Origin of the sequence: Halegenticoccus tardaugens (assembly GCF_004116405.1) — an archaeon.
Taxonomy (GTDB): Archaea; Halobacteriota; Halobacteria; order Halobacteriales; family Haloferacaceae; genus Halegenticoccus; species Halegenticoccus tardaugens.
In genome coordinates, this window is the sequence record NZ_SDIC01000001.1 from 587,866 (window position 1) to 611,645 (window position 23,780).

At 69.5% G+C, this 23,780-nt stretch carries 24 protein-coding genes; 14 read left to right on the forward strand and 10 right to left on the reverse strand.

The window, feature by feature from the left end:
• Positions 1-85: 85 nt before the first annotated feature.
• Complete coding sequence (carB, locus tag C3L37_RS03125) at positions 86-3,382, forward strand: carbamoyl-phosphate synthase large subunit (RefSeq protein ID WP_129113151.1); 3,297 nt, start codon at positions 86-88, stop codon at positions 3,380-3,382.
• Between the two features lie 194 nt (positions 3,383-3,576).
• Here carB and C3L37_RS03130 read toward each other — a convergent pair whose 3' ends face one another.
• Together C3L37_RS03130 and C3L37_RS03135 are read right to left on the reverse strand one after the other, a co-directional pair.
• Positions 3,577-4,452, reverse strand: coding sequence for a peptidoglycan recognition protein family protein (locus tag C3L37_RS03130; RefSeq protein ID WP_129113152.1), 876 nt, complete (start codon positions 4,450-4,452; stop codon positions 3,577-3,579).
• Positions 4,453-4,520: 68 nt separating this feature from the next.
• A complete protein-coding gene (locus tag C3L37_RS03135) occupies positions 4,521-5,342 on the reverse strand; it encodes an NAD(+)/NADH kinase (protein WP_129113153.1) in 822 nt (273 codons plus the stop codon).
• A 143-nt stretch (positions 5,343-5,485) separates the two neighbouring features.
• On the opposite strand from C3L37_RS03135, the gene C3L37_RS03140 reads away from it, so the two are divergent.
• The 3 genes from C3L37_RS03140 to C3L37_RS03150 all read left to right on the forward strand — a co-directional run bounded on the left by C3L37_RS03140 (position 5,486) and on the right by C3L37_RS03150 (position 7,260).
• Complete coding sequence (locus tag C3L37_RS03140; protein WP_129113154.1) at positions 5,486-6,538, forward strand: KaiC domain-containing protein; 1,053 nt, start codon at positions 5,486-5,488, stop codon at positions 6,536-6,538.
• A gap of 113 nt (positions 6,539-6,651) precedes the next feature.
• Positions 6,652-6,894 carry an amphi-Trp domain-containing protein gene (locus C3L37_RS03145; protein WP_129113155.1) on the forward strand — a complete coding sequence of 81 codons (243 nt, stop codon included), beginning with the start codon at positions 6,652-6,654 and terminating at the stop codon, positions 6,892-6,894.
• 3 nt (positions 6,895-6,897) lie between these two features.
• Positions 6,898-7,260: a hypothetical protein gene (locus C3L37_RS03150; protein ID WP_129113156.1), complete on the forward strand. Its 363-nt coding sequence runs from the start codon at positions 6,898-6,900 to the stop codon at positions 7,258-7,260.
• Positions 7,261-7,341: 81 nt separating this feature from the next.
• Here the strand turns inward: C3L37_RS03150 and C3L37_RS03155 are convergent, their stop codons facing one another.
• Positions 7,342-9,099: a Rieske (2Fe-2S) protein gene (locus C3L37_RS03155; RefSeq protein ID WP_129113157.1), complete on the reverse strand. Its 1,758-nt coding sequence runs from the start codon at positions 9,097-9,099 to the stop codon at positions 7,342-7,344.
• Positions 9,100-9,233: 134 nt separating this feature from the next.
• Here C3L37_RS03155 and C3L37_RS03160 point away from each other — a divergent pair, with 134 nt between their 5' ends.
• Positions 9,234-10,106 (forward strand): CehA/McbA family metallohydrolase, encoded by an 873-nt coding sequence (locus C3L37_RS03160; RefSeq protein WP_129113158.1) that lies wholly within the window; start codon positions 9,234-9,236, stop codon positions 10,104-10,106.
• Positions 10,107-10,293: 187 nt separating this feature from the next.
• The gene (locus C3L37_RS03165) at positions 10,294-10,953 is read left to right on the forward strand and encodes an acetyltransferase (RefSeq protein WP_129113159.1); all 660 of its coding nucleotides are present in this window, start codon (positions 10,294-10,296) and stop codon (positions 10,951-10,953) included.
• Positions 10,954-11,008: 55 nt separating this feature from the next.
• On the opposite strand, the gene carA is transcribed toward C3L37_RS03165, so the two are convergent.
• The gene (carA, locus tag C3L37_RS03170) at positions 11,009-12,130 is read right to left on the reverse strand and encodes a glutamine-hydrolyzing carbamoyl-phosphate synthase small subunit (protein WP_129113160.1); all 1,122 of its coding nucleotides are present in this window, start codon (positions 12,128-12,130) and stop codon (positions 11,009-11,011) included.
• A 97-nt stretch (positions 12,131-12,227) separates the two neighbouring features.
• Between carA and C3L37_RS03175 the strand changes: the two genes are divergently transcribed.
• Together C3L37_RS03175 and C3L37_RS03180 are read left to right on the forward strand one after the other, a co-directional pair.
• Positions 12,228-12,641 (forward strand): Lrp/AsnC family transcriptional regulator, encoded by a 414-nt coding sequence (locus C3L37_RS03175; protein ID WP_129113161.1) that lies wholly within the window; start codon positions 12,228-12,230, stop codon positions 12,639-12,641.
• Positions 12,642-12,744: 103 nt separating this feature from the next.
• Positions 12,745-13,845: a diacylglycerol/lipid kinase family protein gene (locus C3L37_RS03180; protein WP_129113162.1), complete on the forward strand. Its 1,101-nt coding sequence runs from the start codon at positions 12,745-12,747 to the stop codon at positions 13,843-13,845.
• Between the two features lie 19 nt (positions 13,846-13,864).
• Here the strand turns inward: C3L37_RS03180 and C3L37_RS03185 are convergent, their stop codons facing one another.
• Complete coding sequence (locus C3L37_RS03185) at positions 13,865-14,437, reverse strand: PHP-associated domain-containing protein (RefSeq protein ID WP_228546092.1); 573 nt, start codon at positions 14,435-14,437, stop codon at positions 13,865-13,867.
• 181 nt (positions 14,438-14,618) lie between these two features.
• Between C3L37_RS03185 and C3L37_RS03190 the strand changes: the two genes are divergently transcribed.
• Positions 14,619-15,239 (forward strand): NUDIX hydrolase, encoded by a 621-nt coding sequence (locus tag C3L37_RS03190; protein WP_129113164.1) that lies wholly within the window; start codon positions 14,619-14,621, stop codon positions 15,237-15,239.
• Positions 15,214-15,645: a desampylase gene (locus C3L37_RS03195; RefSeq protein ID WP_228546093.1), complete on the forward strand. Its 432-nt coding sequence runs from the start codon at positions 15,214-15,216 to the stop codon at positions 15,643-15,645. The genes C3L37_RS03190 and C3L37_RS03195 overlap by 26 nt, the downstream gene beginning before the upstream one ends.
• Here C3L37_RS03195 and C3L37_RS03200 read toward each other — a convergent pair.
• A complete protein-coding gene (locus C3L37_RS03200) occupies positions 15,642-16,301 on the reverse strand; it encodes an HAD family hydrolase (protein ID WP_164974643.1) in 660 nt (219 codons plus the stop codon). The two genes, C3L37_RS03195 and C3L37_RS03200, sit on opposite strands and share 4 nt — an antisense overlap.
• 62 nt (positions 16,302-16,363) lie before the next feature.
• On the opposite strand from C3L37_RS03200, the gene C3L37_RS03205 reads away from it, so the two are divergent.
• Complete coding sequence (locus C3L37_RS03205) at positions 16,364-17,068, forward strand: SDR family NAD(P)-dependent oxidoreductase (protein WP_129113166.1); 705 nt, start codon at positions 16,364-16,366, stop codon at positions 17,066-17,068.
• Positions 17,069-17,237: 169 nt separating this feature from the next.
• Here C3L37_RS03205 and C3L37_RS03210 read toward each other — a convergent pair whose 3' ends face one another.
• The 4 genes from C3L37_RS03210 to C3L37_RS03220 all read right to left on the reverse strand — a co-directional run bounded on the left by C3L37_RS03210 (position 17,238) and on the right by C3L37_RS03220 (position 19,803).
• Positions 17,238-18,137 (reverse strand): alpha/beta fold hydrolase, encoded by a 900-nt coding sequence (locus C3L37_RS03210; protein ID WP_129113167.1) that lies wholly within the window; start codon positions 18,135-18,137, stop codon positions 17,238-17,240.
• Between the two features lies 1 nt (position 18,138).
• Positions 18,139-18,303 carry a hypothetical protein gene (locus C3L37_RS24110; protein WP_164974644.1) on the reverse strand — a complete coding sequence of 55 codons (165 nt, stop codon included), beginning with the start codon at positions 18,301-18,303 and terminating at the stop codon, positions 18,139-18,141.
• A 47-nt stretch (positions 18,304-18,350) separates the two neighbouring features.
• The gene (locus tag C3L37_RS03215) at positions 18,351-18,683 is read right to left on the reverse strand and encodes a hypothetical protein (protein ID WP_129113397.1); all 333 of its coding nucleotides are present in this window, start codon (positions 18,681-18,683) and stop codon (positions 18,351-18,353) included.
• 79 nt (positions 18,684-18,762) lie between these two features.
• Positions 18,763-19,803, reverse strand: coding sequence for a zinc-binding dehydrogenase (locus C3L37_RS03220; protein ID WP_129113168.1), 1,041 nt, complete (start codon positions 19,801-19,803; stop codon positions 18,763-18,765).
• Positions 19,804-20,201: 398 nt separating this feature from the next.
• Here C3L37_RS03220 and C3L37_RS03225 point away from each other — a divergent pair, with 398 nt between their 5' ends.
• From C3L37_RS03225 to ilvD, 3 genes are all read left to right on the forward strand, one after another.
• Positions 20,202-21,164 (forward strand): inorganic phosphate transporter, encoded by a 963-nt coding sequence (locus tag C3L37_RS03225; protein ID WP_164974645.1) that lies wholly within the window; start codon positions 20,202-20,204, stop codon positions 21,162-21,164.
• Positions 21,165-21,236: 72 nt separating this feature from the next.
• Positions 21,237-21,896, forward strand: coding sequence for a MogA/MoaB family molybdenum cofactor biosynthesis protein (locus C3L37_RS03230; protein WP_129113170.1), 660 nt, complete (start codon positions 21,237-21,239; stop codon positions 21,894-21,896).
• A gap of 97 nt (positions 21,897-21,993) precedes the next feature.
• Entirely contained in the window at positions 21,994-23,757 is a 1,764-nt protein-coding gene (ilvD, locus tag C3L37_RS03235) for a dihydroxy-acid dehydratase (protein ID WP_129113171.1), read from the forward strand.
• Positions 23,758-23,780 lie beyond the last annotated feature (23 nt).

The window sequence follows — 23,780 nt, forward strand, 5'->3', positions numbered from 1 at the left end:
ACGGGTTTTACGAAATTCGAAATATAGCTACGCCCATCGAAATCTTTCGCCGGGCTTATTACGATGTACGGACTTCGAGCGAACAATGACCGACGAGACGACGTCGACTGGCTCTCGGACGGAGTCCGGAGAACGGACGATACTGCTCATCGGAAGCGGACCCATCCAGATCGGGCAAGCGGCGGAGTTCGACTACTCCGGCGCGCAGGCCTGCCGAGCGTTGCAGGAGGAGGGTGCCCGAGTCGTTCTCGTCAACTCAAACCCGGCGACGATCATGACCGACCCCGAGATGGCGGACCGGGTGTACATCGAGCCCATCACGACGACGGCCATCGCCGAGATCATCCGGAAGGAGCGTCCGGACGGCGTCATCGCCGGCCTCGGCGGGCAGACAGGGCTCAACGTCACGGCGGAACTCGCGGAGGAGGGCGTCCTGGAGGAGTACGACGTCGAGATCATGGGGACGCCGCTCGACACCATCTACGCGACCGAGGACCGCGACCTGTTCCGAAAGCGCATGGAGAAGATCGGCCAGCCGGTCCCCAGCTCGACGACGATCACGCTCGACGAGGGTGAGACGGTCGCCGCCCTCGACGAGGAGGCCCTCCGCGACCGCGTCGAGGCCGCCGCCGACGCGGTCGGCGGCCTCCCGGTCATCGCCCGCACGACCTACACGCTCGGCGGCTCCGGCTCCGGGGTCGTCCACGAGATGGACGAACTCGTCGAACGCGTCCGCAAGGGACTGCGGCTCTCGCGGAACAACGAGGTGCTCGTCACCGAGTCCATCGCGGGGTGGGTCGAACTGGAGTACGAGGTGATGCGGGACGCGGACGACTCCTGCATCATCATCTGCAACATGGAGAACCTCGACCCGATGGGCATCCACACGGGCGAGTCGGTCGTCGTCACCCCTTCGCAGGTCATCCCCGACGAGGGCCACCAGGAGATGCGGACGGCCGCCCTCGACGTCATCCGCGAACTCGGGATTCAGGGCGGCTGCAACATCCAGTTCGCGTGGCGCGACGACGGCACGCCGGGCGGCGAGTACCGCGTCGTCGAGGTGAACCCGCGCGTCTCGCGCTCGTCGGCGCTCGCCTCGAAGGCGACGGGGTACCCCATCGCCCGCGTCACCGCGAAGGTCGCGCTCGGCAAGCGCCTCCACGAGATCGAAAACGAGATCACGGGCGAGACGACGGCGGCGTTCGAGCCGGCGATCGACTACGTCGTGACGAAGGTGCCGCGCTGGCCGAAGGACAAGTTCGACGACGTCGACTTCGAACTCGGAACGGCGATGAAGTCGACCGGCGAGGCGATGGCCATCGGCCGGACGTTCGAAGAGAGCCTCCTGAAGGCGCTTCGCTCCTCGGAGTACGAACCGAGCGTCGACTGGTCCGCGGTGTCCGACGACGAACTGGAGCGCGAGTACCTCGAAACGCCGACGCCGGACCGCCCCTACGCGATGTTCGAGGCGTTCGAGCGCGGCTACGAGGTCGAAGACGTGGCCGAACTGACTGGCATCGAGACGTGGTACGTCGAGCGCTACGGACGCATCGTCGACGCCTCCGCGGCCGCCGCGGAAGGCGACTTCGCCCCGGCCGCGAGCGCCGGCTTCACGAACGCCGAGGTCGCCACGGCGGCCAGCGCGACGGTGGACGAGGTCGAGATGTCCGTCCCCGACCGGACGTTCAAACAGGTCGACACCTGCGCCGGCGAGTTCGAGGCGTCGACGCCGTACTACTACTCCGCGCGCCAGCCGGAGTACCTGAACGACGAGCCCCTGAACGAGGTTCAAGTGGACACCGACGTCGAGAGCGTCGTCGTGGTCGGCGGCGGCCCGATCCGCATCGGACAGGGCGTCGAGTTCGACTACTGCGCCGTCCACGCGGTGCGCGCGCTGCGCGAGGCGGGCGTCGACGCGCACGTCGTGAACAACAACCCCGAGACGGTGTCGACGGATTACGACACGTCCGACGGGCTGTTCTTCGAACCGCTCACCGCCGAGGAGGTCGCGGACGTGATCGAGACGACCGGGGCCGACGGCGTCGTGGTGCAGTTCGGCGGCCAGACCTCCGTGAACGTCGGCGAGCCCCTCGAAGCGGAACTGGAGCGCCGCGACCTCGACTGCCGGATCCTCGGGACGAGCGTCGATGCGATGGACCTCGCGGAGGACCGCGACCGGTTCAACGCGCTCATGGACGACCTCGGGATCGCCCAGCCGACGGGCGGCACCGCGACCAGCGAGTCGGAGGCGCTCGCCCTCGCGCGCGACCTCGGCTACCCGGTGCTCGTCCGGCCGAGCTACGTCCTCGGCGGTCGCGCGATGCGAGTCGTCCACGACGACCGGGAGTTGCGGGAGTACATCGAGGAGGCGGTTCGCGTCAGCCCCGACAAGCCGATCCTCGTCGACCAGTTCCTCGACGGCGCGATCGAACTCGACGTGGACGCGGTGTCCGACGGCGAGCGCGTGCTGATCGGCGGCGTGATGGAACACGTCGAGAGCGCGGGGGTCCACTCCGGCGACTCGGCGTGCATGATCCCGCCGCGGTCGCTCGACGACGGGACGCTGGCCCGCGTCCGCGAGGTGACGGAGGACATCGCCCGGGCGCTGGAGACGGTCGGCCTGCTGAACGTGCAGTTGGCGGTGAAGAAGAAAGAGAGCGCCTCGGAAGCGAGTAGCGCGGCCCACGCGAGCGGACAACGCCCGCGAGCGGACGACGAAACCGCGAGCAGCGAGGTGTACGTGCTCGAGGCCAACCCCCGCTCGTCGCGCACCGTCCCGTACGTCTCGAAGGCGACGGGCGTGCCGATCGCGAAGCTCGCGGCGAAGGTGATGGCCGGCGCGTCGCTGGACGACCTCGACGCAGAAGAGCGGATTCCGGAGCAGGTGAGCGTGAAGGAGGTCGTCCTGCCGTTCGACCGCCTGCCGGGCTCCGACCCGCGCCTCGGCCCGGAGATGAAGTCGACCGGCGAGGTGATGGGCACGGCGGCCTCCTTCGGCAAGGCGTACGAGAAGGCGCAGGCGGCGACGGGCAAGCCCATCCCCGCGGGCGGAACCGCCGTGGTCGACCTCTCGAACGACGAGTTCCCGGCCCCGGAGAGCGAGGCCGGTCGGGAGTTGCTGGACGGCTTCGCCGAGTTCTTCTCGCTCCGCGAGTTCGACGACCCCGGGGCGTTCCGCGATGCGATCCGCGCCGGCGAGATCGACCTCATCGTCTCCCGCGAGCGCGAGGCGCTCGCCGTCGCCGTCGAGGAGGACGTGACGTACTTCTCGACGGAAGCGAGCGCGCGGGCGGCGCTCGAAGGGTTGCGGGCGATGGACGAGCCGATCGACGTCGAACCCGTCTCCGACCGGCCGAAGCGCGCCGCCGAGTGGGGCACCTGAGGGAGGCGCTGGGCACGAGGGACGCGCCCGCACCCGACGCGGTTATCCCCTTGTCACGCGTACTCACAATCGCAGGTGAGGAGCCGCCGTCGGGGGATTGGTGACCTGGTCACCCACGACACAGCAGCCTTCGGCGGTTCAGCCTGTCGTTTTACGTCACGATCAGCGACGGAGCGACCGGCTCGACGGGTCGCTCAAATGGCGTTCGACGCGTGGTACCGATCGACCGCCCAGCCGGTCGTCCCGTCGTCGTACGCGATCTCCCACCACGTGTACCCGTCCGCCGTCTCGTACCCGTCGCGAACGGTGCCGACGGTTCCGGCGGGCTGGGCGGTGACGACGTTGTCGGCGATTCGCGGCTCGCTCCGGACGTTCACGTCGACGGTCACGACGACGTCCTCGCCGGCCTCGAAGCGCGCGCCGAGCGTCGTTCCCTGCACGAACGAGAGGTACCGATCCCAGTCCCACGTCGAGCCGGGGTCGGTGTGGCCGCTCGCGCCGCCGCCCCGCGAACAGTCGTTCGGATTCGGCACCTGATCGTGGCCGATGATGCCGCCGTACCCGGCCGTCGAGTCGCACGGCGCGATCCCCTCCGGACGGTACAGGGGGACGTCGAACTCGTCCGCGAGCCTGCGGACGATCCGGGCCGAACTCCGGTAGAGGTCGTCCGTGAACGTCGTCTCCCCGACGTACCCCTCGTGTTCGAGGCCGACCGATCGGCGGTTGTACCCGGCGTTTCCGGCGTGCCAGGCGTAGTTTTCCGTCTCGACCATCTGCGTGATCTCGCCGTCCGAGTTCCTGAGCACGTACTCGGAGCTGGCGTCGGCGTCGGGATTCTGGAACCAGCTTATCGCGCCCTCGTAGCTCCCCTCCGTGACGTGGACGACGATCCAGCGGACGTCGTAGTCGTTCTCGCGGTTCGCCGCGGTGTAATTGCTCGGATCGGCCGGCTCCCATCCCGCCGAGGGCTCCGGGCTGTACGCCGACCCGGTGACGGCGCTTCCCAGCAACGCGCTCCCCGCCGCGGTCCCGCCGACGAGCTTCAGATACGCCCTTCTCGTGTTTCGCATACGGTTCCAACTACGACACCGAGCAGAAATAATTTACTTCTAGAATACTACGTAAATATGAAACTCAATCAGTCCAACTTGTTGAGTGCGCGGAAAAAGTCGGACTGGGGGCCGGCGAGTCGCATCGGCGGTCCGGACGTCTCGATCCGCACCTCGGCCGGGGGCGCGAGCTCCCGCGAGATCCGGCCGTCGCTGACGACGACGGCGCGGTCGCCACCGGTCACGGCGACGGTCACCTCGCCGTCGGGCGGGATCACGAGCGGCGGCATCCCCTCCGCGGCGCACATCTCGGTCACGATCAACGCCTCGGCCTGCGGGTGGACGAGCGGCCCCCCCTCGCTCAGGTTGTACGCGGTGCTCCCGGTCGGCGTCGCGACGAGGACGCCGTCGGCGTCGCCCCCGGCGTACGGCGAGCCGTCCACCCGGACCTCGACGCTCACGCCGCCGCCGCGTCCGCGACGCGGTCCCTGCACGACGATCTCGTTCGTCGCCGGTTCGCCCGTCCAGCCCTCCCCGCGCGCGGCGATTCGCGGGACTTCGCGCGAGACGAGGTCGCCGGCGCGGAACGCGTCGACCGCGTCGGCGACCGCCTCGACCGCCTCCGAGGGTGGAACCGCGTTCAGGAAGCCGACCTCCCCGAGGTTCACCCCGAGGAGGGGGGTGTCGAGCGCGCCGCGGGCGGCGAACAGGAACGTCCCGTCGCCGCCGATGCTGACGACGAGGTCGCACGACGAGAACGCCGAAACCGGAACGCCGTCGACGCCGAGCGCCTCGCCCGTCGCCTCGTCGAGGCGGACGATCACGTCGGCGTCGACGAGCCGAGAGCGGAGGTCCGAGGCGAGTTCCGCGGCCCGACGGTTACCCCGCTGTGCGACGATGCCGACGTTCATGCGACGCGGTTGACGCCCGGCCGTCAAAAGCCCTCCGTACCGGTAACATTCATGACAGCGGAACGCAACCCCACACCAATGGCACACCGGTGGGGCCGGACGCGGCCGTTCAACGGCCGCGCTCCGGCGGGGGGGCGATCCCGATGAGCGACGACGAGGACTGGTTCGAGCGGGGGGTTCGCGAGTCGGAAGACGCCGACCGAAGCGAGTCGCCCGGCGGAGAGGGAGGCGGGGAGGGCCGGGCCGAAGCGGGCCGCGAGGGCCGCGACGCCGACCGGATCGACGGCGACGGCGGAGGCGACGCCGACCGGCGATCGGGTCCCTTCGACGGCTTCACCGACGCGTTCGACCGCGCTCCGAGGTCGGCGGGGGCAGGAAGGGACGACGCGGACGGCGACTTCGGGTTCGCCGACTTCGGTGGCTTCGACGACGAAGTCGGCGGCTTCGACGACGCGAACTTCGGCGGCGCACCCTTCGACGAGGAGGAGTTCGAGTCCGACATCGAGCGCATCGAGATCGGCATCGAGGGGCTCGACGAGATGATCCTCGGCGGCGTGCCGAAGCGGTCGCTCATCGTCGTCGTCGGCAGCGCCGGGACCGGAAAGACGACGTTCGGCCTCCAGTTCCTCCACGAGACGCTGCGTTCGGACGGGAAGGCCGTCTACGTCACCCTGGAGGAGAGCCGCGACGCGATCCTCTCGACCGCGGAGGAGAAGGGCTGGCCGTTCCGCGAGTACGAGGACGGGGGTCGGCTGGCGGTCGTCGCGCTCGATCCGATCGAGATGGCGAACAGCCTCGCGAGCATCCGGAACGAACTCCCCCGGCTCATCGACGAGTTCGACGCCGACCGCCTCGTGCTCGACTCCGTCTCGCTGCTCGAGATGATGTACGACCACCCCTCGAAGCGACGCAGCGAGGTGTTCGACTTCGCCCGCGCGCTCAAGAAGGCCGGCGTGACGACGATGCTCACCTCGGAGGCGAGCGAGGACAGCCCCTACGCCTCCCGTCACGGCATCGTCGAGTACCTCACGGACGCGGTGTTCGTCCTGCAGTACGTCCGCCCGTCCGACTTCCGCGAGACCCGGCTGGCGGTCGAGATCCAGAAGATCCGCGACGCGAACCACTCCCGCGAGACGAAGCCCTACGAGATCACGCGAAAGGGGATCAGCGTCTACCGACAGGCGAACATCTTCTGACGGCCCGCCCTCCCCTCGTTCGTACCAACCGTCGGGACTGTTCCGATTTCGGATATTTATTTCTGATCTCGATGGCCCGCAAATTTATCATGGTATCGGGCATACATAACGCCATGGCGGACAAAACCGAGACAACACGGACGATGAGCCGCGAGGAGTTCGCCGACTACCTGCGGATGTTGGCCGACGGGTTCGACGGCGACGGAGAGATGGCGGTCTCGGTGGAGAACAAGTCGGTGACGCTCCACCCACCGAACGAGGTCACGACCGACGTCGAGGTCGTCGAACGCTCGTCGATCCTCCGCGGCGACCGCGAGTCGATCGGAATAGACGCTCACTGGAAATCCACGGAGTAACCAATGGCACTCATCGACACCATCCTGATCTTCGTCATCAGCCTGCTCATCGGCGCGTTCGCCATCCACCTCGGCGCGAAGCTCGTCATCGACGCCGACGTCGGGTTCGGCAGAGCCGTCGTCACGGCGCTCATCGGCGCGATCGTCTGGGGAGTCTTGAGCTTCTTCGTGGGGTGGATTCCGCTTCTCGGACCGCTCCTCATGCTCGTCGCCTGGGTCGGCGTCATCAACTGGCAGTACCCGGGCGGCTGGGGGACCGCCGCCGCGATCGGCCTCATCGCGTGGATCGTCGCGGTCGTCGTGCTGTACGTCCTGGCCGTCGTGGGCTTCCTCTCCTTCGACGCCCTCGGCGTGCCCGGGGCGTGAGGATCGTCCGACCCGCGCCGGACGCCGTATCGCCCGACGCCCGCCCCGCGGCGGGCCGACGACGGACGAGGACGACTGGCGTCACTCCCGGCCGTCGAGCGCTTCGTGGATCTTTTCGCCGCGCTGGAGGCGCGCGGCGATAGTGAACGTCTGCTCGCGCTCCCGCCGCGTGGGCGAGTGCGCCGCGAGGTAGCGCGCGACCGCGACGAGCAGCGTCCGCCTCTCCTCCTCGTCCGTCCGCGCGTCGTGCTGGGCGAATCCCGCCTCCAACGCCTGGTACGTGTGAAATCCGGCGTCCTCGCGCAGCAGCGCCTCGCCGAGCCGCACCTTCAGCGCCGCTGGATCGCCGCCGGCGTCGAGGTAGTGTGCGGCCAGCCGCCCCGCGGCGTTCACCTCACCCTCCTCGTCGAACGCCCCCAGCAGCTCCGTCAGGAGCGCCTCCGGGTCGGCGTCCGGATCGCCGGGCTCGGGGATCGGCGCGGGCGGCGTGTTCAGGAAGCGGTCGAGGTAGACGTTGACCGCGCCGTCGAAGACGCCGCGGTACAGTTCGGGCGCGTCCGTCCGCCGCGCGAGCCGGTGGACCGCGTTCGCGTACGTGAACGTGTGGTGGACGGTGTTCCAGTCGCCGAACTCGTTGACGGTCGAAAACCGCGCGACGCGCGTCCCGGCCGCCAGCGCGACCTCCCGGGCGAGCTCCTCGACCGTCGCCCCGTCCCGAATTGCTCCCTCCAGCGCCTCGACGATCGCCTTCGGATCGTCCGCGAGGAGCATCTCGACGAACCCCTGCGGCCGCTCCCACGCCCTCCCGTCGCCCGCCGCCACCGCGTCGTCGAGGCGGTCGAACGCCGCGTCGAGCATCGCGGCGAGGTCGACCGGCCGCCGCCACGACGAGCGCTCCTCGCTCCGGGCCGCGGTCGCCAGTCCGTCGACCAGGCTCGGGAGAACGTGGTCCGCGTGCTCCCAGCCGACGTGATCGAGCGCCTCGCACGCCTTGTTGACGAAGTCCATCGTGTGCCCGACGTCGAGGTACCGGTGGTCGGTCGCGGCGGCGACGAGCATCTCCGCGAGCTCCGACTCCGAACGACCCGCCGCGATAGCGGTTCTGAGACAGCGCTCCGCGCCGTCGGCGTCGCGGACGTCGATCGTGTTCCGGAACCACGACTTCAACCGCTCTGCGGGGACGTCGCGGGCGTCGAACGGATCCTGATCGAACTTCGGCGGCTGGTCGGCGCAGTCGCGCGCGACGTGGACGAGCCCCTGGTACAGCGCCCGCTTTCGGTCCTCCTCGCGCAGCTCGGGGAGGACGTTCGCCATCGCCGCGAGGATCGTCAGCCCCGGCCCCCACCCGCCCTCGCGGTAGCGCGTCCCGAACAGCACCCCGGTTTCGACCTGTCGCTCGGGTTCGACGCCCGCGTCGACGAGTCCGATCGCCGACTTCGCGATCACCAGCCGGAGGTTCTGTTCGAGCCCGTCCTCCAGCCGTTCGGCCCAGTGAACCGCCGGCGGGTCGTCGCGCCGCGGGTTCGGATCGACGTACACGGTCCCGTCGCGGACCTCGACGGGGTAGGTCGGCACGTCGTCGGCCCACGGATCGAACGTGCTCCCGCAGGACAGTTCGAACCGCGCGTGGTGCCAGTGGCACGTCAGGATGCCGTCGTCGACGGTGCCCTCCGTCAGCGGGAAACCCATGTGCGGACAGCGGTTGTCGACGGCGCGAACCTCGCCCTCGTGGTGAATCAGCGCGATCGACCGCCCGGCGACCGTGAGAAGCGTCCGCCCCTCGGCCTCCAACTCCGCCTCGGGGACCGCCTCGACGAAGTTTTCTGTGACTTCGCTCATGTCACAGGATACCGAGGGACGGGGTAAAACCGTTCCCGGAAGCGGATTTCTGTAAGTCTGAGTATCATTCTATCCGTCCGGTCATTCCGGCGGTGGATACGCTTTTGACGGTCGCGCACGTACGATCATCGACCGTGTCCGAACTCACCGTCCGGATCGACCCCCACGTCCACTCGACGGCGTCGTACGACGCGAACGCGCCCGTCGAACTCGTGTTGGAGCAGGCGGCCGAGATCGGGCTCGACGCCGTCGTCGTCACGGACCACGACGTCATCCACGAGTCGCTCCGCGCGGCCGAACTCGCCCCGTTGTACGGCCTCGTCGGCATCCCCGGCGTCGAGGTGTCGACGGCCCACGGACACCTCCTCGCGATCGGCGTCGAGGAGATGCCGCCCCGACGCGCGCCCCTCGACGAGACCGTCGCGTGGATCCACGACCGCGGCGGCGTCGCGATCGTCCCCCACCCCTTCCAGCGGAGTCGCCACGGCGTAAAGCGGCGCTACCTCGACGACTGCGACCCCGTCGACGCCGTCGAGGTGTACAACTCGTGGCTCTTCACGGGCTACAAGAACCGGCGCGCCCGGCGATTCGCCGACGCGAAGGGCTACCCCGGCGTCGCCGCCAGCGACGCGCACAGCGTCCCGCTCGTCGGCCGTGCGTACACGGAGATCACGATCGACGGCGCGACCCGCGCGGACCTCGACGCCGCGTTGATCCTCGACGCGATCCGCGACGGCGAGACCGCCATTCGGGGCCGCCGGACGCCGATCCCGGTCTCCGCGCGCCACTACGCCATCGGCGCGGCGCGGACGAGCGGCTACTACGCGAAGGTCGGCGCGCTCCGCAGCGGACGGGTCGCGAAGACGAGCGCGCTCCTCGGCGGGAAGGCGGCCAAGACCAGCGCGCATCTCGGCGGCAAAGCCGCGAAGACGAGCGCGCTCCTCGGCGGCAAGTACGCCCTGACGGGCGCTCGGGCGCTCTATCACCTGTCGCCGCTGTCGCGGTGAGGCGCGTTTCGTGATCGATCGACGGTCCGTACCGCTCCGGACGTAGAGCGCGCGGCGTCGACGACGGCGACCCGGGAAGACGGGGTACGGCCGCTCCGGCCGCGTCGAACGCGCCAGCGCCCCCCGTTCGCGCGCTCCGGACTCCCCGTAGCGAACGGTTTTGTCGCCCGTCCCCGAAGGGCGCGCGATGTCGCACCACACCGACGGAGCGCGGTTCGTCCGCTCCCACGGCGGCCACCGCGTCGAGGCGCTGACCCCGGAACCGACCGTCCACGACGGCGCGCAGATCACGGACAGCGCGCTCGGCGCGTGGACCGAGATCAGGCCGGGCGCTCGGATGCACGCCTCCGAGATCGGCGACTACACGTACCTGATGGAGCGCGTCCAGCTCGACTACGCGAGCGTCGGGAAGTTCGGCAACGTCGCCTCCGACGCCAGACTCGGCCCGACGAACCACCCGATCGACCGCCCGACCGCCCACCACTTCACGTACCGCTGTGCGATGTACGACCTCGGCGAGGACGACCCGTCCGTTTTCGAGTGGCGGGCCGACCACCCGGTCGAGGTTGGCCACGACGTCTGGATCGGCCACGCGGCGACCGTCCTGCCGGACGTGACCGTCGGAAACGGGGCCGTCGTCGGCGCGGGCGCGGTCGTCGTCGACGACGTGCCCCCGTACGCGATCGTCGCCGGCGTCCCCGCGGAGCGAGTGGGGCGGCGGTTTCCCGACGACGTCGCGGCGCGGATCGAGAAGACGGCGTGGTGGGACTGGGGCCACGAGACGCTCCGGGAGCGACTCGACGAGTTCCGAGATCTCGACTCGTTCCTCGACGCCTACGCCCCCTGACGTATCTCAGCGCGATCGCTCTCGAACGGAGCGGGACGGAAAAGACGCGACCGCTTCAGTCGGAGGCGACGACGGGACGCTTCCGGTCGCGACCGCCGGCCAGGTCGAGCACGTCGTCGAAGAAGTCGAGCGTGTCGTGCGGGCCGGGGTTCGCCTCCGGGTGGTACTGGCGGGTGATGACCCGAAGTTCCTCGTTCGTCAGCCCCTCGGCGGTGTCGTCGTTGACGTTCACCTGCGTCACGTCGAGCCGCGGGCCGGGGTCGGCGACCGTGTAGCCGTGGTTCTGCGTCGTCATGACGACGCGGCCGGTGTCGAGGTCGCGGACCGGCTGGTTGACGCCGCGGTGTCCGAACGCCATCTTCTCGGTCGTCCCGCCGAGCGCGCGGGCGATCACCTGCTGGCCGAGGCAGATCCCGGCGAGCGGGACGTCGCCGACGAAGTGCTCGACGAGCGCCGTCGCCGCCTCGAAGTTGGCGGGGTCGCCCGGACCGTTCGAGATGAAGAGCACGTCCGGGTCGACGGCCTCCACGTCCGCGACGCTCGCGTCGTAGGGGAGGACGTGCACGTCCGCGCCGCGATCGGTGAGAGAGGAGACGATCGATCCCTTCGCGCCGCAGTCGACGAGCGCGACGTCGCACTCGCCGCCGTCGTCGGACTCCGTGCGACTCGCGGCCGAGCCCCGCTCGGCGAGCCCGCGGTGGATCGTCGGCTCGGTCACGCTCACCTGCGCGCCGATGTCGGCGTGCTCGCTCATCCCCTTGCACGCTTCGAGTTCCTCGCGCGCCGTCTCGGGGGTCGCGTCGGGACCGACGGCGATGCCACAGCGCATCGCGCCCTCCTCGCGGATCGTCGTCACGAGGTCGCGCGTGTCGACGTGGTCGATCGCCGGCACGCCCTCCTCGGCGAGCCACTCGACGATCTCGTCCGTGAACTCCCGGGCGACGGCGGCGCGCGGGTGGATCCGGTCGGACTCGAATCGTTCGTCTCGGACGCCGTAGTTCCCGATGAGGGGGTACGAGAAGGTGAGGACCTGCTCCTCGTAGGAGGGGTCGGTCAGACTCTCTTCGTAGCCGGTGTAAGCCGTGGTGAACACCAGTTCGCCGCGCGTCCGCCCCGGAACGCGGCCACGCGCCTCGACGACGCGACCGTCCGCCAGAGCGATGTAGGCGTCCGACATTACGAGAAACACATGAAACCCGGGCACATAAGCGTTACTTTCGAAGCCACGTTACGAATTTCGTAATCCATATGCCGACCGACGCGCATACCCGTGTATGGACGACCTCGATCGGCGGATCCTGAACATCCTCCGGCGCGACGCGCGGACGCCGTACACGGAGATCGCGGGACGCGTCGGCACCTCCGAGGGGACCGTCAGAAACCGCGTCGAGCGGATGACGACCGAGGGGATCATAGAGCGGTTCACCGTCGCGACCCGCACCGGCAACGTCAAGGCGATGATCGAGGTGTCCGTCGCCGTCGACGTGAACACCGCCGAGGTGTGCGACCGGATGGCCGAGTGGGAGGAGGCCGACTTCGCCTGGCAGGTCTCCGGCGAGGAGGACATCGTGCTCGTCGTCGACGCGACGGACACGCGCGCGGTGAACGAACTCATCACGCAGGCGCGCGAGCTGGAGGAGGTAAAGAGCACGAAGACGCGACTGATCCTCGACGAACGGCTCGGGTGAGACGCTTTCGGCCGGCGGTTCGTCGACCGCGACGAACCCGAGCAGCTCCCCTCCCACCACGCCGCCCGTCACACCTTTCTCGCGGGCGGGGGTAGCGGACGGCATGCGACGAGACCTCCGGTCGAGCGGCGACGCCCGGGCGCGCGGAACCGCGGCGGACGGCGGACGCGCCGAGTCGGCGGATCGGGTCGTCGTCCTGAACCCGGTCAGCGGGAGCGCAGACCACGCCGAGACGGTCCGGGAACTCGCGGCCGAGCACGGCTTCTCGGTCCGGGAGACGAAAGAGGAGGGCGACGGGATCCGCTTCGCCGCCGAGGCGGTCGACGCCGGCGCCGAATTCGTCTTGGCCGCGGGCGGCGACGGCACGATAAACGAGGTGCTCGCCGGAATCGACCGGGGCGGCGGCGTCGAGGACGTGACGTTCGGCGTCGTCCCGACGGGAACCGGCAACAACTTCGCGGCGAACGTCGGCGTCGAGGGCGTCGAACACGCCTTCGAGGTCGCGGAATCCGGCGAGCGCCGCCGGATCGACCTGGGCGTCGCCCGCGCGACGGCCGACGGCGAGGAGACCTCGCGCCCGTTCGTCAACTCCTGCGTCTGCGGGCTGACCGCCGAGGCGAGCGGGGCGACGGAGCCCGACTCGAAGAGCCGGTTCGGCGTCGTCGCGTACGTGTTGACCACGCTGCGGACCATCGCCGATTTCGAACCCATCCAGCTCCGCATCGAACCCGAGCCCGGGCCAGAGACGGGAGCGTCGGAGCGATCCCGAGGTGGCGGCGGCGACCGGGGCGACGATCGGTCCGGCGATCCTAGCGACCGCGTCGTCGCGGACGCCGCCGCCGCCGACGACGAGCCGTGGACCGGCGAGGCGCTGTGCGTCCTCATCGGCAACGGGCGACGATTCCCGGCGGAGGGGCGGACGCAGGCCGACGTGGAGGACGGCCTGTTCGACGTGACGATCATCGAGGACCGACCCGCGGTCGACCTGGCCGGTCAGGCCGCCGTCCAGCGGCTGTTCGGCGGCGAGACGGAGAACATCACCCGACTGAAGACCCCCGCGCTCTCGCTCGACGTCCGGAACGACGATCCGATCCGGTTCAGCCTCGACGGCGAGATGCTCTCGACCGATCGCCTCGTCGTCGAGACCCGCCCGAACGTCCTCGAACTGTGCGTCGGAGAGGCGTACGAACCGCACCCGGAGTGAGGAGTCTCGCCCGTCGACCTCAGTGTCCGGATTCCATCCACCCCTTGGCGGTGTGGATGCGATTGTACGCCCGCGCGAGGAGGCGGTCTGTGGGACTCAGTTTGACGATCGCTTCGACCCGACCGGCGCGGACGGCGTCGACGACCCCTCGCGGGGTGAGTTCGTCCGCGTCGATCTCGGTGTACGCCCGCCCGATCTCGATCGGGTAGTGCGCGTCGCTGCCGCCGACGAGGGGGAGGCCGAGACGGTCCGCGAGTCGCCTCGTCCGCGCGACGTGATCCGGGTTCTTGCCGTTCAGCTCGACGGCGTCGAACTCGGCGTCGGAGTTCCGGGCGGCGCTGTTTCGGTACGGGTGCGCGAGGATGGCCACGCAACCCCGATCGTGCGCGAGAGACACCGTCTCGACGGGGGTGAGGCCGCGGGCCTCGGTCCTGCTCGGCGGGTTCGGTCCGACGACGAGGACGTGTCCCTCGGTCGTCGACACCTCGATTCCCGGGATCGTCGGCGTCCGAATCTCGGCGGAGTACGCGTAGTCGTGATTCGTCACGGCGAAGCCGTCGAGGCCGCGGAGGCGGGCGGCGACGGCGTTCAAACGGAGTCCCAGCGGGTCGTACCGCGTGGCTCGGCCGCGCCATCCGTGGAAAAAACGGCTGTGGGTGTGAAGGTCGACGGCGAACACAGTCGAACAACCCGGGGATGGCCCTTTGCTCTTACCCCTCTCGCTCGGCGCTCGCATCGAAGCACCCTTCACCCCCGTCCGCAATGACTCCGCCATGAGCGCGAACGAGGTTCCCCCGTCCGACGACGGCGGCGGGACGGAGACGCGGGAGCGCGGCGAGACGGAGGTTCACCGAAACGCCCGACAGGACGTCGTCGCGGTCGACGGCGACGACAACGAACAGGGGCTCGTGAATCGCCTGGAGGCGCACACCGGCGACGGCGTCCGCCACCGCGCGTTCACCGCGCTGGTGTTCGACCGCGAGGGCCGCATCCTGCTCGCCCAGCGCAGCCCGAAAAAGCGCCTCTGGGACACCTACTGGGACGGCACCGTGGCGTCGCACCCCAGCGAGGGTCAGACGCAGGAGGAAGCGACGCGGCAGCGCCTGGAGGAGGAACTCGGCGTCTCCCCCGACCAGTACGGCGACCTCCGCGTGACGGACAGATTCGAGTACAAGCGCTACTACCCGAACGAGGGCGTCGAGTGGGAGGTCTGCGCGGTGCTGAAGGTGACGCTCGACGACACCTCCCTCGACCCGGACGAGGACGAGATCGGCGGAATGCTCTGGGTCGACTACGAGCACCTGCACGACCACCCCCGGTGGTACCGGCAGCTTCGGCTCTGCCCGTGGTTCGAGATCGCCATGCGCCGTGACTTCGAGGCTGGCCCTCGCTGAGTCCGTCCGCGGGGACGTGCTCGCCCACGCCGCGGCGGGCGCGCGCGACCCGGCCGGACCGAGGGAGGTCTGCGGCGTCCTCGTCGGCGAGCGGAACGACGCGGGGAGAAGCCGCGTCGTCGACGCGGTTCGAGTCCCGAACGTCGCCGACGATCCGAGAACCGCGTACGAACTCGATCCGGTCGCGACGCTCGCCGCGATCGAATCCGCAGAACGCGACGGACGGGATCTCGTCGGTTTCTATCACTCCCACCCCGAGAGCGCGCCGCTTCCCAGCGCCGCGGATCGAGCGCGCGCGACGTGGACGGGGTACGTCTACCTGATCGCCTCGCCCGCGACGGACGAACTGCGGGCGTGGCGCTGGTCCGGCGAAGCGTTCGATCCGGTGGCGGTCGAAGGGCCTTAGAGCACTTCCGCGATCCGGAAGAACTCGTCGGGCGCGATTCGGAGGTCGGCGCTCGAATCGGCCGCGTCGCCGTCCGTCCCGCTGCCGTCCGCCACGCGGACCGTCACGAACCCGGCCCGCCGCGCCGGTTCCACGTCGTCCCGCGCGTCGTCGCCGACGTAGACGTACCGGTCGGCCGGCAGCAGTTCCTTCGCGGCCGCAAAGAGCGCCGGGTCGGGTTTCATCGCCCCGACCTCGTGAGAGACGAGCACGTCGTCGAACAGGGATTCGAGGCCGTGGACGGCGAGCTTCGCGCGCTGTACCTCCCCGACGCCGTTCGAGAGCACCCCGAGGGCGTGATCCTCCGACAGCGCCGCGAGCGCGGCCTTCGCGCCAGCGGGGACCGTCGAGGCGGCGAGTTCCCGTTCAACGAGCGCCTCAGCGAAGACCGCGCCGTCGACGTCGAGATCGTAGGTCGCACAGAAGTCGGCGGCGGCATCGCGGTAGGGGTCGTCGTCGAACGAGCGGAACCGCTCGAAAAAGGACTCCGTGTAGTAGTCGACGCCGCCGTCCGGGACGGCGACGCCGAGCGACTCGCACGTCGAGGCGAACAGCTCCCCATACGAACGCGCGTACCGGACGAGCGTGCCGTCGAGATCGACGTAAATAGTTGCCACGCCATCGCGATCGCGTCGGCGGTAAATAAGACCTATCGTCGCGCGCCGGCAACTCGCACGGGATGGAACCGGAACCCGAGCTGTACGACGCTCTCGATGGGCAGGTCGCGCTCGTCACCGGCGCGAACCGAGGGATCGGGAGAGAGATCGCAACCCGGCTGACCGACCTCGGCGCGACGGTCTACGCGGGCACCCGAAGCGCGTCCAACGACGTTCCAGGCGGTACGCGCTCCGCGTTGCTCGACGTGACCCAGGAAGGCGACGTCGAGGCGACCGTCGACGGTATCTTCGAAGAGACCGGACGGCTGGACGTCCTCGTCAACAACGCCGGAGTCGGCGAGTTCGACGATTCGCTGGTCGCCGAGCCGACGACCCGCATCGACCGGACGCTCGCGGTGAACCTCCGCGGACCGATGCTGCTTTGCAAGCACGCCCTGCCGCTCTTGCTCCAGCGCGAGGGCGGACGCGTCGTCAACGTCTCCTCCGGGATGGGCGCGCTCGCGGAGCCGCAACGCGGCGGGTCGCCCTCGTACCGCGTCTCGAAGACGGGGCTGAACGGCCTCACGGCGTACCTCCACGGCGAGTACGGCGACCGGGGGCTCCTCGCCAACTCGGTCTGTCCCGGCTGGGTCAGAACCGACATGGGCGGCGAGAACGCGAGTCGGTCGATCGAGGAGGGGGCCGCGACGCCCGTCTGGCTCTGTCGGTTCGAACCGGGGAGTCCCGCCGGGCTGTTCTGGCGCGACCGGCGCGTCATCGACTGGTGACGCCCGACCCGGCATCGCCTCCCCCCGCCCGAATTTTATATATCAAAACGCGGCCAGACCGTCCGTGCGTTGACCGCCACCGCGGAGGATGTCGCGGGAGCACGGCACGCCCCTCCGCGTCCGTCGACGATCGTGCCGTCTGTTCGCCAGTATCTCCGTCGGACGATCGTCACCGCTCGCGGAAGAACTCGACGAGTCGGTCCGCGACCTTCACCGGTTCTTCGTGCTGGACCCAGTGGGTCGCGCCTTCGAACATCGTCAGCCGACCGTCGTCGCACAGGTCGACGCTCGTACGCGCCATCGACTTCTTCAGGAACTGATCGCGCGCGCCCCAGAGGACGAGCGTCGGAACCCTCACCCGCTCGGTGCGCGGCGTCGGGCGCGTTCGAGCGGCACAGCGGTACCAGTTCAGCATTGCGGTGATCGCGCCCGGCTGGTTCCACGCTCCCCGGTAGCGCTCGAAGTCCGCCTCGGAGAACGTCCCCGGTTCGCTCGTCTCCCGCATCGATCGCACGAGCAGCTCCCAGTCGTGAAAGCGCGAGGCGGCCTCGGGCAGCGCCGGAACCTGGAAAAAGCCCACGTACCAGCTTCTGAGCCGCTGGCTCCAACTTCGTCGGAGCGTCCGCTGGAACACCGACGGGTGCGGAACGTTCGCCGCGCAGAGCCTCTCGACTCGCTCCGGGTGATGAAGCGCGACCCACCAGCCGACGGCTGCCCCCCAGTCGTGACCGACGACGATGGCCCTCTCCCTGTCCATCTCGTCGACGAGTCCGACGACGTCGGCCGCGAGTTCGTCGAGGTGGTACGCCGAAACGTCGCTCGGTTTGTCGCTCAGGTTGTAGCCGCGCTGATCCGGAACGACGACCCGGTAGCCGGCGTTCGCGAGCGGTCGAATCTGGTCGCACCATCCGTACCAGAACTCCGGAAACCCGTGGAGCAACACGACGAGCGGCCCGTCGTCGGGACCGGCCTGCACCGCGTGCAGCCGTACGCCGTTCGTCTCGATGCGGACGCTCTCGCCGGGGGCGTCGGTCGGATAGCCGATCGAAGGGTCTGTCTCCGTGGCCATGTCACGCGAACGTCGCCGGCGAGTCGGAAATCGAAAGCGTATCGACGCCCCCGTCGGGGAGCGGTTCGTCGTCACGAAGCCCGTTCAGCTTCGGCCGGACGACGTCGTCGGACGACGACGACGGATCGGGTTTCGGGAGCCCACGGGCGACGGACGGGGGGTTCATACCGTCGGTACGCATCCTCGAAGTAAAATATCTGCGCCTCGTGGAGTTCACCGTCGACCGCGCGTCGCAGCGGTCATCGACCAGACCGCGACGAGGCCGAGCAAGAGCGCCGGGACCATCGGCAGAACCAGCATCGTCGCGAAGAACGACATCCCCAGCTCCGCCGGTGCGGTCGGAACGAGGTAGATGACGCCGGGGATCACCAGAAACGAGAGCACCACGGCGGCGACGAGAACCCAGCCCGCGCGTCCGAAGCCGGCAGGTTTCGACTCGCTCGACTCGCCCGCGGCGACGGTGCCGGGACGGTGGACGTACCCCCCGTCGTTTCGCTCGCCCCCCGACGCGTCTTCGCGCGTTTCGTCTTCGAGCGAGCGGAGCACGTCACCGGCGGGTCGCGCTTCCCGACGAGCGAGCTGCTCGCTCCGCTCGTCGGAGTTGGTCCCGGTCTGCTCGCGTCCCTCAGATCTCACTGTCGGGTTTTACCACCACTTTACCAAAGCCCTCTCGGTTCTCGATCATCTCGTGGGCGCGGGCGGTGTCGCTCATCGGCAGCACCTCCCGGATCCGCGGTTCGAACGTCCCGTCCCACACCAGTTCGAGCACGTCGTCCACCTCGCCCGGCGTCGCCATCGTCGAACCGATGACCGAAAGCTGATTCCAGAAGATGCGGTTCAGATCCGTCTCCGGTCGACCGCCGGTCGTCGCGCCGCAGGTGACGATCCGGCCGCCTTTCGCGAGGCTCTTCAGCGAGTCGTGCCACGTCGCCGCGCCGACGTGATCGACCACCACGTCGACGCCGCGTTTGCCCGTCAGCTCCCGGATCCGCGCCGCGAAGTCGTCGGCCTCGTAATCGATGACGTGGTCGGCGCCGCACTCCTCCGCGTATCGAAGCTTCTCCTCGCTGCTCGCGGTGGCGTACACCTCCGCGCCGACGTAGTCGGCGATCTGCACCGCCGCGTGGCCGACGCCGCCCGACGCACCGAGGACGAGCACCGACTCGCCCGGGCCGAGTTCGCCGCGCGTCAGAAGCATCCGCCAGGCGGTCTGAAAGACCAGCGACGCCGATCCGGCGATCTCCCAGTCGACGCCGTCGGGAACCGCCACGAGGTTGTCCGCCGGCACCGCCGCCCGTTCGGCGTGGACGCCCGGCAGGTGTTCGCCGAGGATGCGAAAGCGGGCGCACATGGACGCTTCGCCGTGTCGGCAGAACTCGCACTCGCCGCAGGCGACGCCCGCCGTCACCGCGACGCGGTCGCCCGGTTCGAACCGAGTCACGTCCTCGCCGACGGTTTCGACCACGCCGGCCCCGTCGCTGCCGGGAACGTGCGGCATCTCCAACGTGATGCCCGGTAGTCCCTTCCGGGTCCACACGTCGAGGTGATTCAACGCGCCCGCCTTGACGTCGACGACGACCTCGTCCCGCCCGGGTTCCGGCTCCGGGTACTCGTCGTAGGTGATGACGCTGCGGTCGCCGTGCTCCGCGAACTGAACTGCCTTCATGCGCCAAGGTGGCACACAGGGGGACAAAACTGTATGCACCGACGAGAGGTTCGCCGGGATTCGACGAGGGGGTGAGCGCCGACGGGAGATCCTCGCTCGCCCGCGCTACCGCCTCGGTTCGTCGGATCATGGTGGCTCACACCTCCGCCGAGTCGAGCGCCGATGAGCGCGGCGGGTGCGGCGCGCGGCGACGGACACGACGGACGGCATCGGCGATCGTCTCGTTCGGCGCTCGGTCCTGCGCGGCGGTAGACCTTTTGCCCGTTCGAGTGACGGGTTCGGAACCGACGGCACCGTCGTTTCGCGCGGTGTCGTCGAGCAGTGTCGATATATACGCTCCAGGCGTAGCCCGGCCCGGAAACGCGAACGACTATGTCGAGGCGGCCGTTGCACCCACCGTGATCTCACCCGTTCTTCTCGGAGCCGCGCTGCTCATCTCGTTCGCCGTGGCCGCGGTGACCGGCGCGAGCAGCGTGTCCGTCTCCATGGCCCCGGCGATCGGCTCGAACTCGGTCGGCGCGCTTCGCGGGGCCCTGCTCGTCGGCGTGTTCGGGTTCGCCGGCGCGGTCGCACAGGGCGCGGCGGTTACGCGCGGCGTCGGAACCGAGATCGTGAGCGGCGCGATCACGTTCGAGATGGGGACCGTCGCGCTGGTCGTCATCGGGCTGTACGTCGGATTGGGAATCGTCGCCGAGCACTCGATTCCGGTGGCCTTCTCGACGTTCGGGGCGGTCGCCGGCGTCGGATTCGCGGCGGGATACGCCCCGAACGCGGGGTACTGGACCCTCACGCTCGCCTCGTGGATCGGATCGGGCCTCGCAGCCGTCGTGCTCGCGCTCGGAATCACGCTTCTCATCCGGCGGTACGTCCCGCGCTCGTCCCGGTCCGACCGCGTCATCGACAAGGCGGTGTTGTTCGCCGGCATCGTCTTCTCCTTCATCGGCGGCGGAAGTCAGGTCGGACTGGCGGTCGGCCCGCTGGTCGGAACGTTCGAAAACCTCGGCGTCGGCATCGTCCCGCTCATCGTGTACGGGGCGCTCGGCATCCTCGTCGGGTCGTGGGTGAAGAGCCCCGTGATGTTGAACGCGGTCGGCAGACACTACGCCAGCCTCGGCCAGCGAACGTCGCTCGCGGTCCTCCTGACGGCGATCCCGATGGTTCAGGTGATCGCGAACGTCCTCGGCGTCCCGATCTCGTACAACCACATCATCATAAACAGCATCGCGGGGTGCGGCATCGCGGGAGCGGGCGCCGGCATCGACGGGCGGAAGTTCGTCGGAACGCTCGCCAGCTGGGTCGCCACGCTGATCGGCTCGACTGCGACCGCGTACCTGCTCTTCCGCGGGGTGCTCCTCGTCTGATCGGCGGCGGTCGGCCCGACCGCGGTGCGACGGAGGACGGAACGTTTTGTCCCGTCGGTTCGAACGCCCGCTATGGGAGACGCGCGAAACGACGAGACCCACGAACGCGACGTATCCGACGGCCGCGGGAACGATCGCGACCGCGACCACACCGCCGACCGTCACGAGCACCGACACGACGACCGTCACGAAAACGACCGTCACGGCCGTCACGACCACGACCACGATCACCACCACGACCACGACCTCGACCGAGTCGGCGTCGCGGTCGTGACCGTCTCCTCGACGCGCTCGATGGAGGACGACTCCGCGGGCGACGCCATCGTCGCGGCGGTCGAGGCCGATGGGAACGACGTGGTCACCCGCGACCTCGTCAACGACGACTACGACGGCGTCCAGTCGGCGGTGAACGCCCTCGTCGGTCGCGACGACGTCGACGCCGTCGTGACGTCGGGCGGGACGGGCGTGACGCCGGACGACGTGACCGTCGAGGCGGTTCGGCCGCTCTTCGACAAGGAGTTGCCGGGGTTCGGCGAGCTGTTCCGACGGCTCTCGTACGAGGAGATCGGCACGCGCGTCGTCGGCACGCGCGCCGTCGCCGGCGTCGCCGCGGGAGTCCCGGTGTTCTGCCTGCCCGGAAGCGAGAACGCCGCTCGACTCGGCGCAGAGGAGATCGTCGTCGAAGAAGCGGGACACCTGGCCGGGCTGGCCGGGCGGGCGGACGACGCGTAACGCCGTTCCGGGTTTCCCTTCGGCGGGCCGGTCTTCGATTCGACACGACGTCTGTCTCGTCCTGACCCTTTAAGCCACCGGACGGTAAGGTGCCGGTATGAGCAAACAGGAGCCCCGGGCCGAAGGGTCCGACTCCGGCGGAGACGAGCCGTTTGCCGGTACAAAGGACTCTCGACTGCGCAGCGCGGAAGTGACCGAAGGGGCGGAGCGCGCCCCGCACCGGTCGATGTTCCGCGCGATGGGGTTCGACGACGAGGACCTCTCCTCGCCGATGGTCGGCGTCGCCAACCCGGCCGCGGACATCACGCCCTGCAACGTCCACCTTGACGACGTCGCGGAGGCGGCCGTCGACGGGATCGACGCGGCCGGCGGCATGCCGATCGAGTTCGGGACGATCACCATCTCGGACGCCATCTCGATGGGGACGGAGGGGATGAAGGCGTCGCTCATCTCCCGCGAGGTGATCGCCGACAGCGTCGAACTCGTCGCGTTCGGCGAGCGCATGGACGCGCTCGTCACCGTCGCCGGCTGCGACAAGAACCTCCCCGGGATGATGATGGCCGCCGTCAGGACGGACGTGCCGACGGTGTTTCTCTACGGCGGGTCGATCCTCCCCGGCGAGCACGAGGGCCGCGAGGTGACAGTCCAGAACGTCTTCGAGGGCGTCGGCGCGTACGCCACGGGCGAGATGAGCGCGGACGAACTCGACGACCTCGAACGGCACGCCTGCCCGGGCGCGGGCTCCTGCGGCGGGATGTTCACCGCGAACACGATGGCGTCGATCGCCGAGGCGATCGGCCTCGCGCCGCTCGGCAGCGCCAGCCCACCGGCCGAGTCCGAGGAGCGTTACGAGGTCGCCCGCCGCGCCGGCGAGACGGTGCTCGACTGCGTCGAACGCGACCGCAGGCCGTCGGACGTCCTCTCGAAGGAATCCTTCGAGAACGCGATCGCCCTCCAGGTCGCCACCGGCGGCTCGACGAACGCCGTCCTCCACCTGCTCGCGCTGGCCGCCGAGGCTGGGATCGATCTGTCGATCGACGAGTTCGACGAGATCTCCCGCCGCACGCCGAAGATCGCGAACCTCCAGCCCGGCGGCTCGCGGGTGATGGCCGACCTCCACGAGATCGGCGGCGTGCCCGTCGTGATCCGCCGGCTGGTCGAGGCGGGGCTGTTCCACGGCGGCGCGATGACCGTCACCGGCCGGACGATCGACGCGGAACTGGAGACGCTCGACCTCCCCGACGACGAGGAGATCGACGTCGACTTCCTCCGGCCGGTCGACGAGCCGTTCCACGAGGAGGGGGCGATCAAGATCCTGAAGGGGAACCTCGCGCCCGACGGCGCGGTGTTGAAGGTGACCGGAAGGGACGACCAGCTCCGCCACACCGGACCGGTTCGCGTCTTCGAAGACGAGGAGTCGGCGATGCGGTGGGTGCAGGAGGGGCACATCTCCGCCGGCGACGTGATCGCGATCCGAAACGAGGGACCGCGCGGCGGCCCCGGCATGCGCGAGATGCTCGGCGTGACCGCCGCCGTCGTCGGGCAGGGCCACGAGGACGACGTGGCGCTCCTGACCGACGGCCGGTTCTCGGGGGCCACCCGAGGCCCCATGATCGGTCACGTCGCGCCGGAGGGGGCGGACGGCGGTCCGATCGCACTCTTGGAGGACGGCGACGAGGTCACCGTCGACATCCCGAACCGCCGACTCGACGTCGACCTGTCGGACGACGAACTCGCGGCCCGCCGCGACGACTGGACGCCGAAGGAGCCGACCTACACGGCCGGCGTGCTGGCGAAGTACGGCCGAGCGTTCGGCTCCGCCGCGAACGGCGCGGTGACGAACCCGGGCGCGAAGCGGTGAACGGTGGAATGGTGCGCGGAAGA

What these genes read in the sequence shown, in the direction of transcription:
- C3L37_RS03190 (WP_129113164.1), top strand. Translation starts at nt 14,619, where the DNA reads ATGAGCGCGAACGAGGTTCCCCCGTCCGACGACGGCGGCGGGACGGAG.
- C3L37_RS03210 (WP_129113167.1), bottom strand. Translation starts at nt 18,137, where the DNA reads ATGGCCACGGAGACAGACCCTTCGATCGGCTATCCGACCGACGCCCCC.
- C3L37_RS03175 (WP_129113161.1), top strand. Translation starts at nt 12,228, where the DNA reads ATGGACGACCTCGATCGGCGGATCCTGAACATCCTCCGGCGCGACGCG.
- carA (WP_129113160.1), bottom strand. Translation starts at nt 12,130, where the DNA reads ATGTCGGACGCCTACATCGCTCTGGCGGACGGTCGCGTCGTCGAGGCG.
- C3L37_RS03165 (WP_129113159.1), top strand. Translation starts at nt 10,294, where the DNA reads ATGTCGCACCACACCGACGGAGCGCGGTTCGTCCGCTCCCACGGCGGC.
- C3L37_RS03205 (WP_129113166.1), top strand. Translation starts at nt 16,364, where the DNA reads ATGGAACCGGAACCCGAGCTGTACGACGCTCTCGATGGGCAGGTCGCG.
- carB (WP_129113151.1), top strand. Translation starts at nt 86, where the DNA reads ATGACCGACGAGACGACGTCGACTGGCTCTCGGACGGAGTCCGGAGAA.
- C3L37_RS03155 (WP_129113157.1), bottom strand. Translation starts at nt 9,099, where the DNA reads ATGAGCGAAGTCACAGAAAACTTCGTCGAGGCGGTCCCCGAGGCGGAG.
- C3L37_RS03180 (WP_129113162.1), top strand. Translation starts at nt 12,745, where the DNA reads ATGCGACGAGACCTCCGGTCGAGCGGCGACGCCCGGGCGCGCGGAACC.
- C3L37_RS03140 (WP_129113154.1), top strand. Translation starts at nt 5,486, where the DNA reads ATGAGCGACGACGAGGACTGGTTCGAGCGGGGGGTTCGCGAGTCGGAA.
- C3L37_RS03230 (WP_129113170.1), top strand. Translation starts at nt 21,237, where the DNA reads ATGGGAGACGCGCGAAACGACGAGACCCACGAACGCGACGTATCCGAC.
- C3L37_RS24110 (WP_164974644.1), bottom strand. Translation starts at nt 18,303, where the DNA reads ATGAACCCCCCGTCCGTCGCCCGTGGGCTCCCGAAACCCGATCCGTCG.
- ilvD (WP_129113171.1), top strand. Translation starts at nt 21,994, where the DNA reads ATGAGCAAACAGGAGCCCCGGGCCGAAGGGTCCGACTCCGGCGGAGAC.
- C3L37_RS03145 (WP_129113155.1), top strand. Translation starts at nt 6,652, where the DNA reads ATGGCGGACAAAACCGAGACAACACGGACGATGAGCCGCGAGGAGTTC.
- C3L37_RS03150 (WP_129113156.1), top strand. Translation starts at nt 6,898, where the DNA reads ATGGCACTCATCGACACCATCCTGATCTTCGTCATCAGCCTGCTCATC.
- C3L37_RS03130 (WP_129113152.1), bottom strand. Translation starts at nt 4,452, where the DNA reads ATGCGAAACACGAGAAGGGCGTATCTGAAGCTCGTCGGCGGGACCGCG.
- C3L37_RS03135 (WP_129113153.1), bottom strand. Translation starts at nt 5,342, where the DNA reads ATGAACGTCGGCATCGTCGCACAGCGGGGTAACCGTCGGGCCGCGGAA.
- C3L37_RS03220 (WP_129113168.1), bottom strand. Translation starts at nt 19,803, where the DNA reads ATGAAGGCAGTTCAGTTCGCGGAGCACGGCGACCGCAGCGTCATCACC.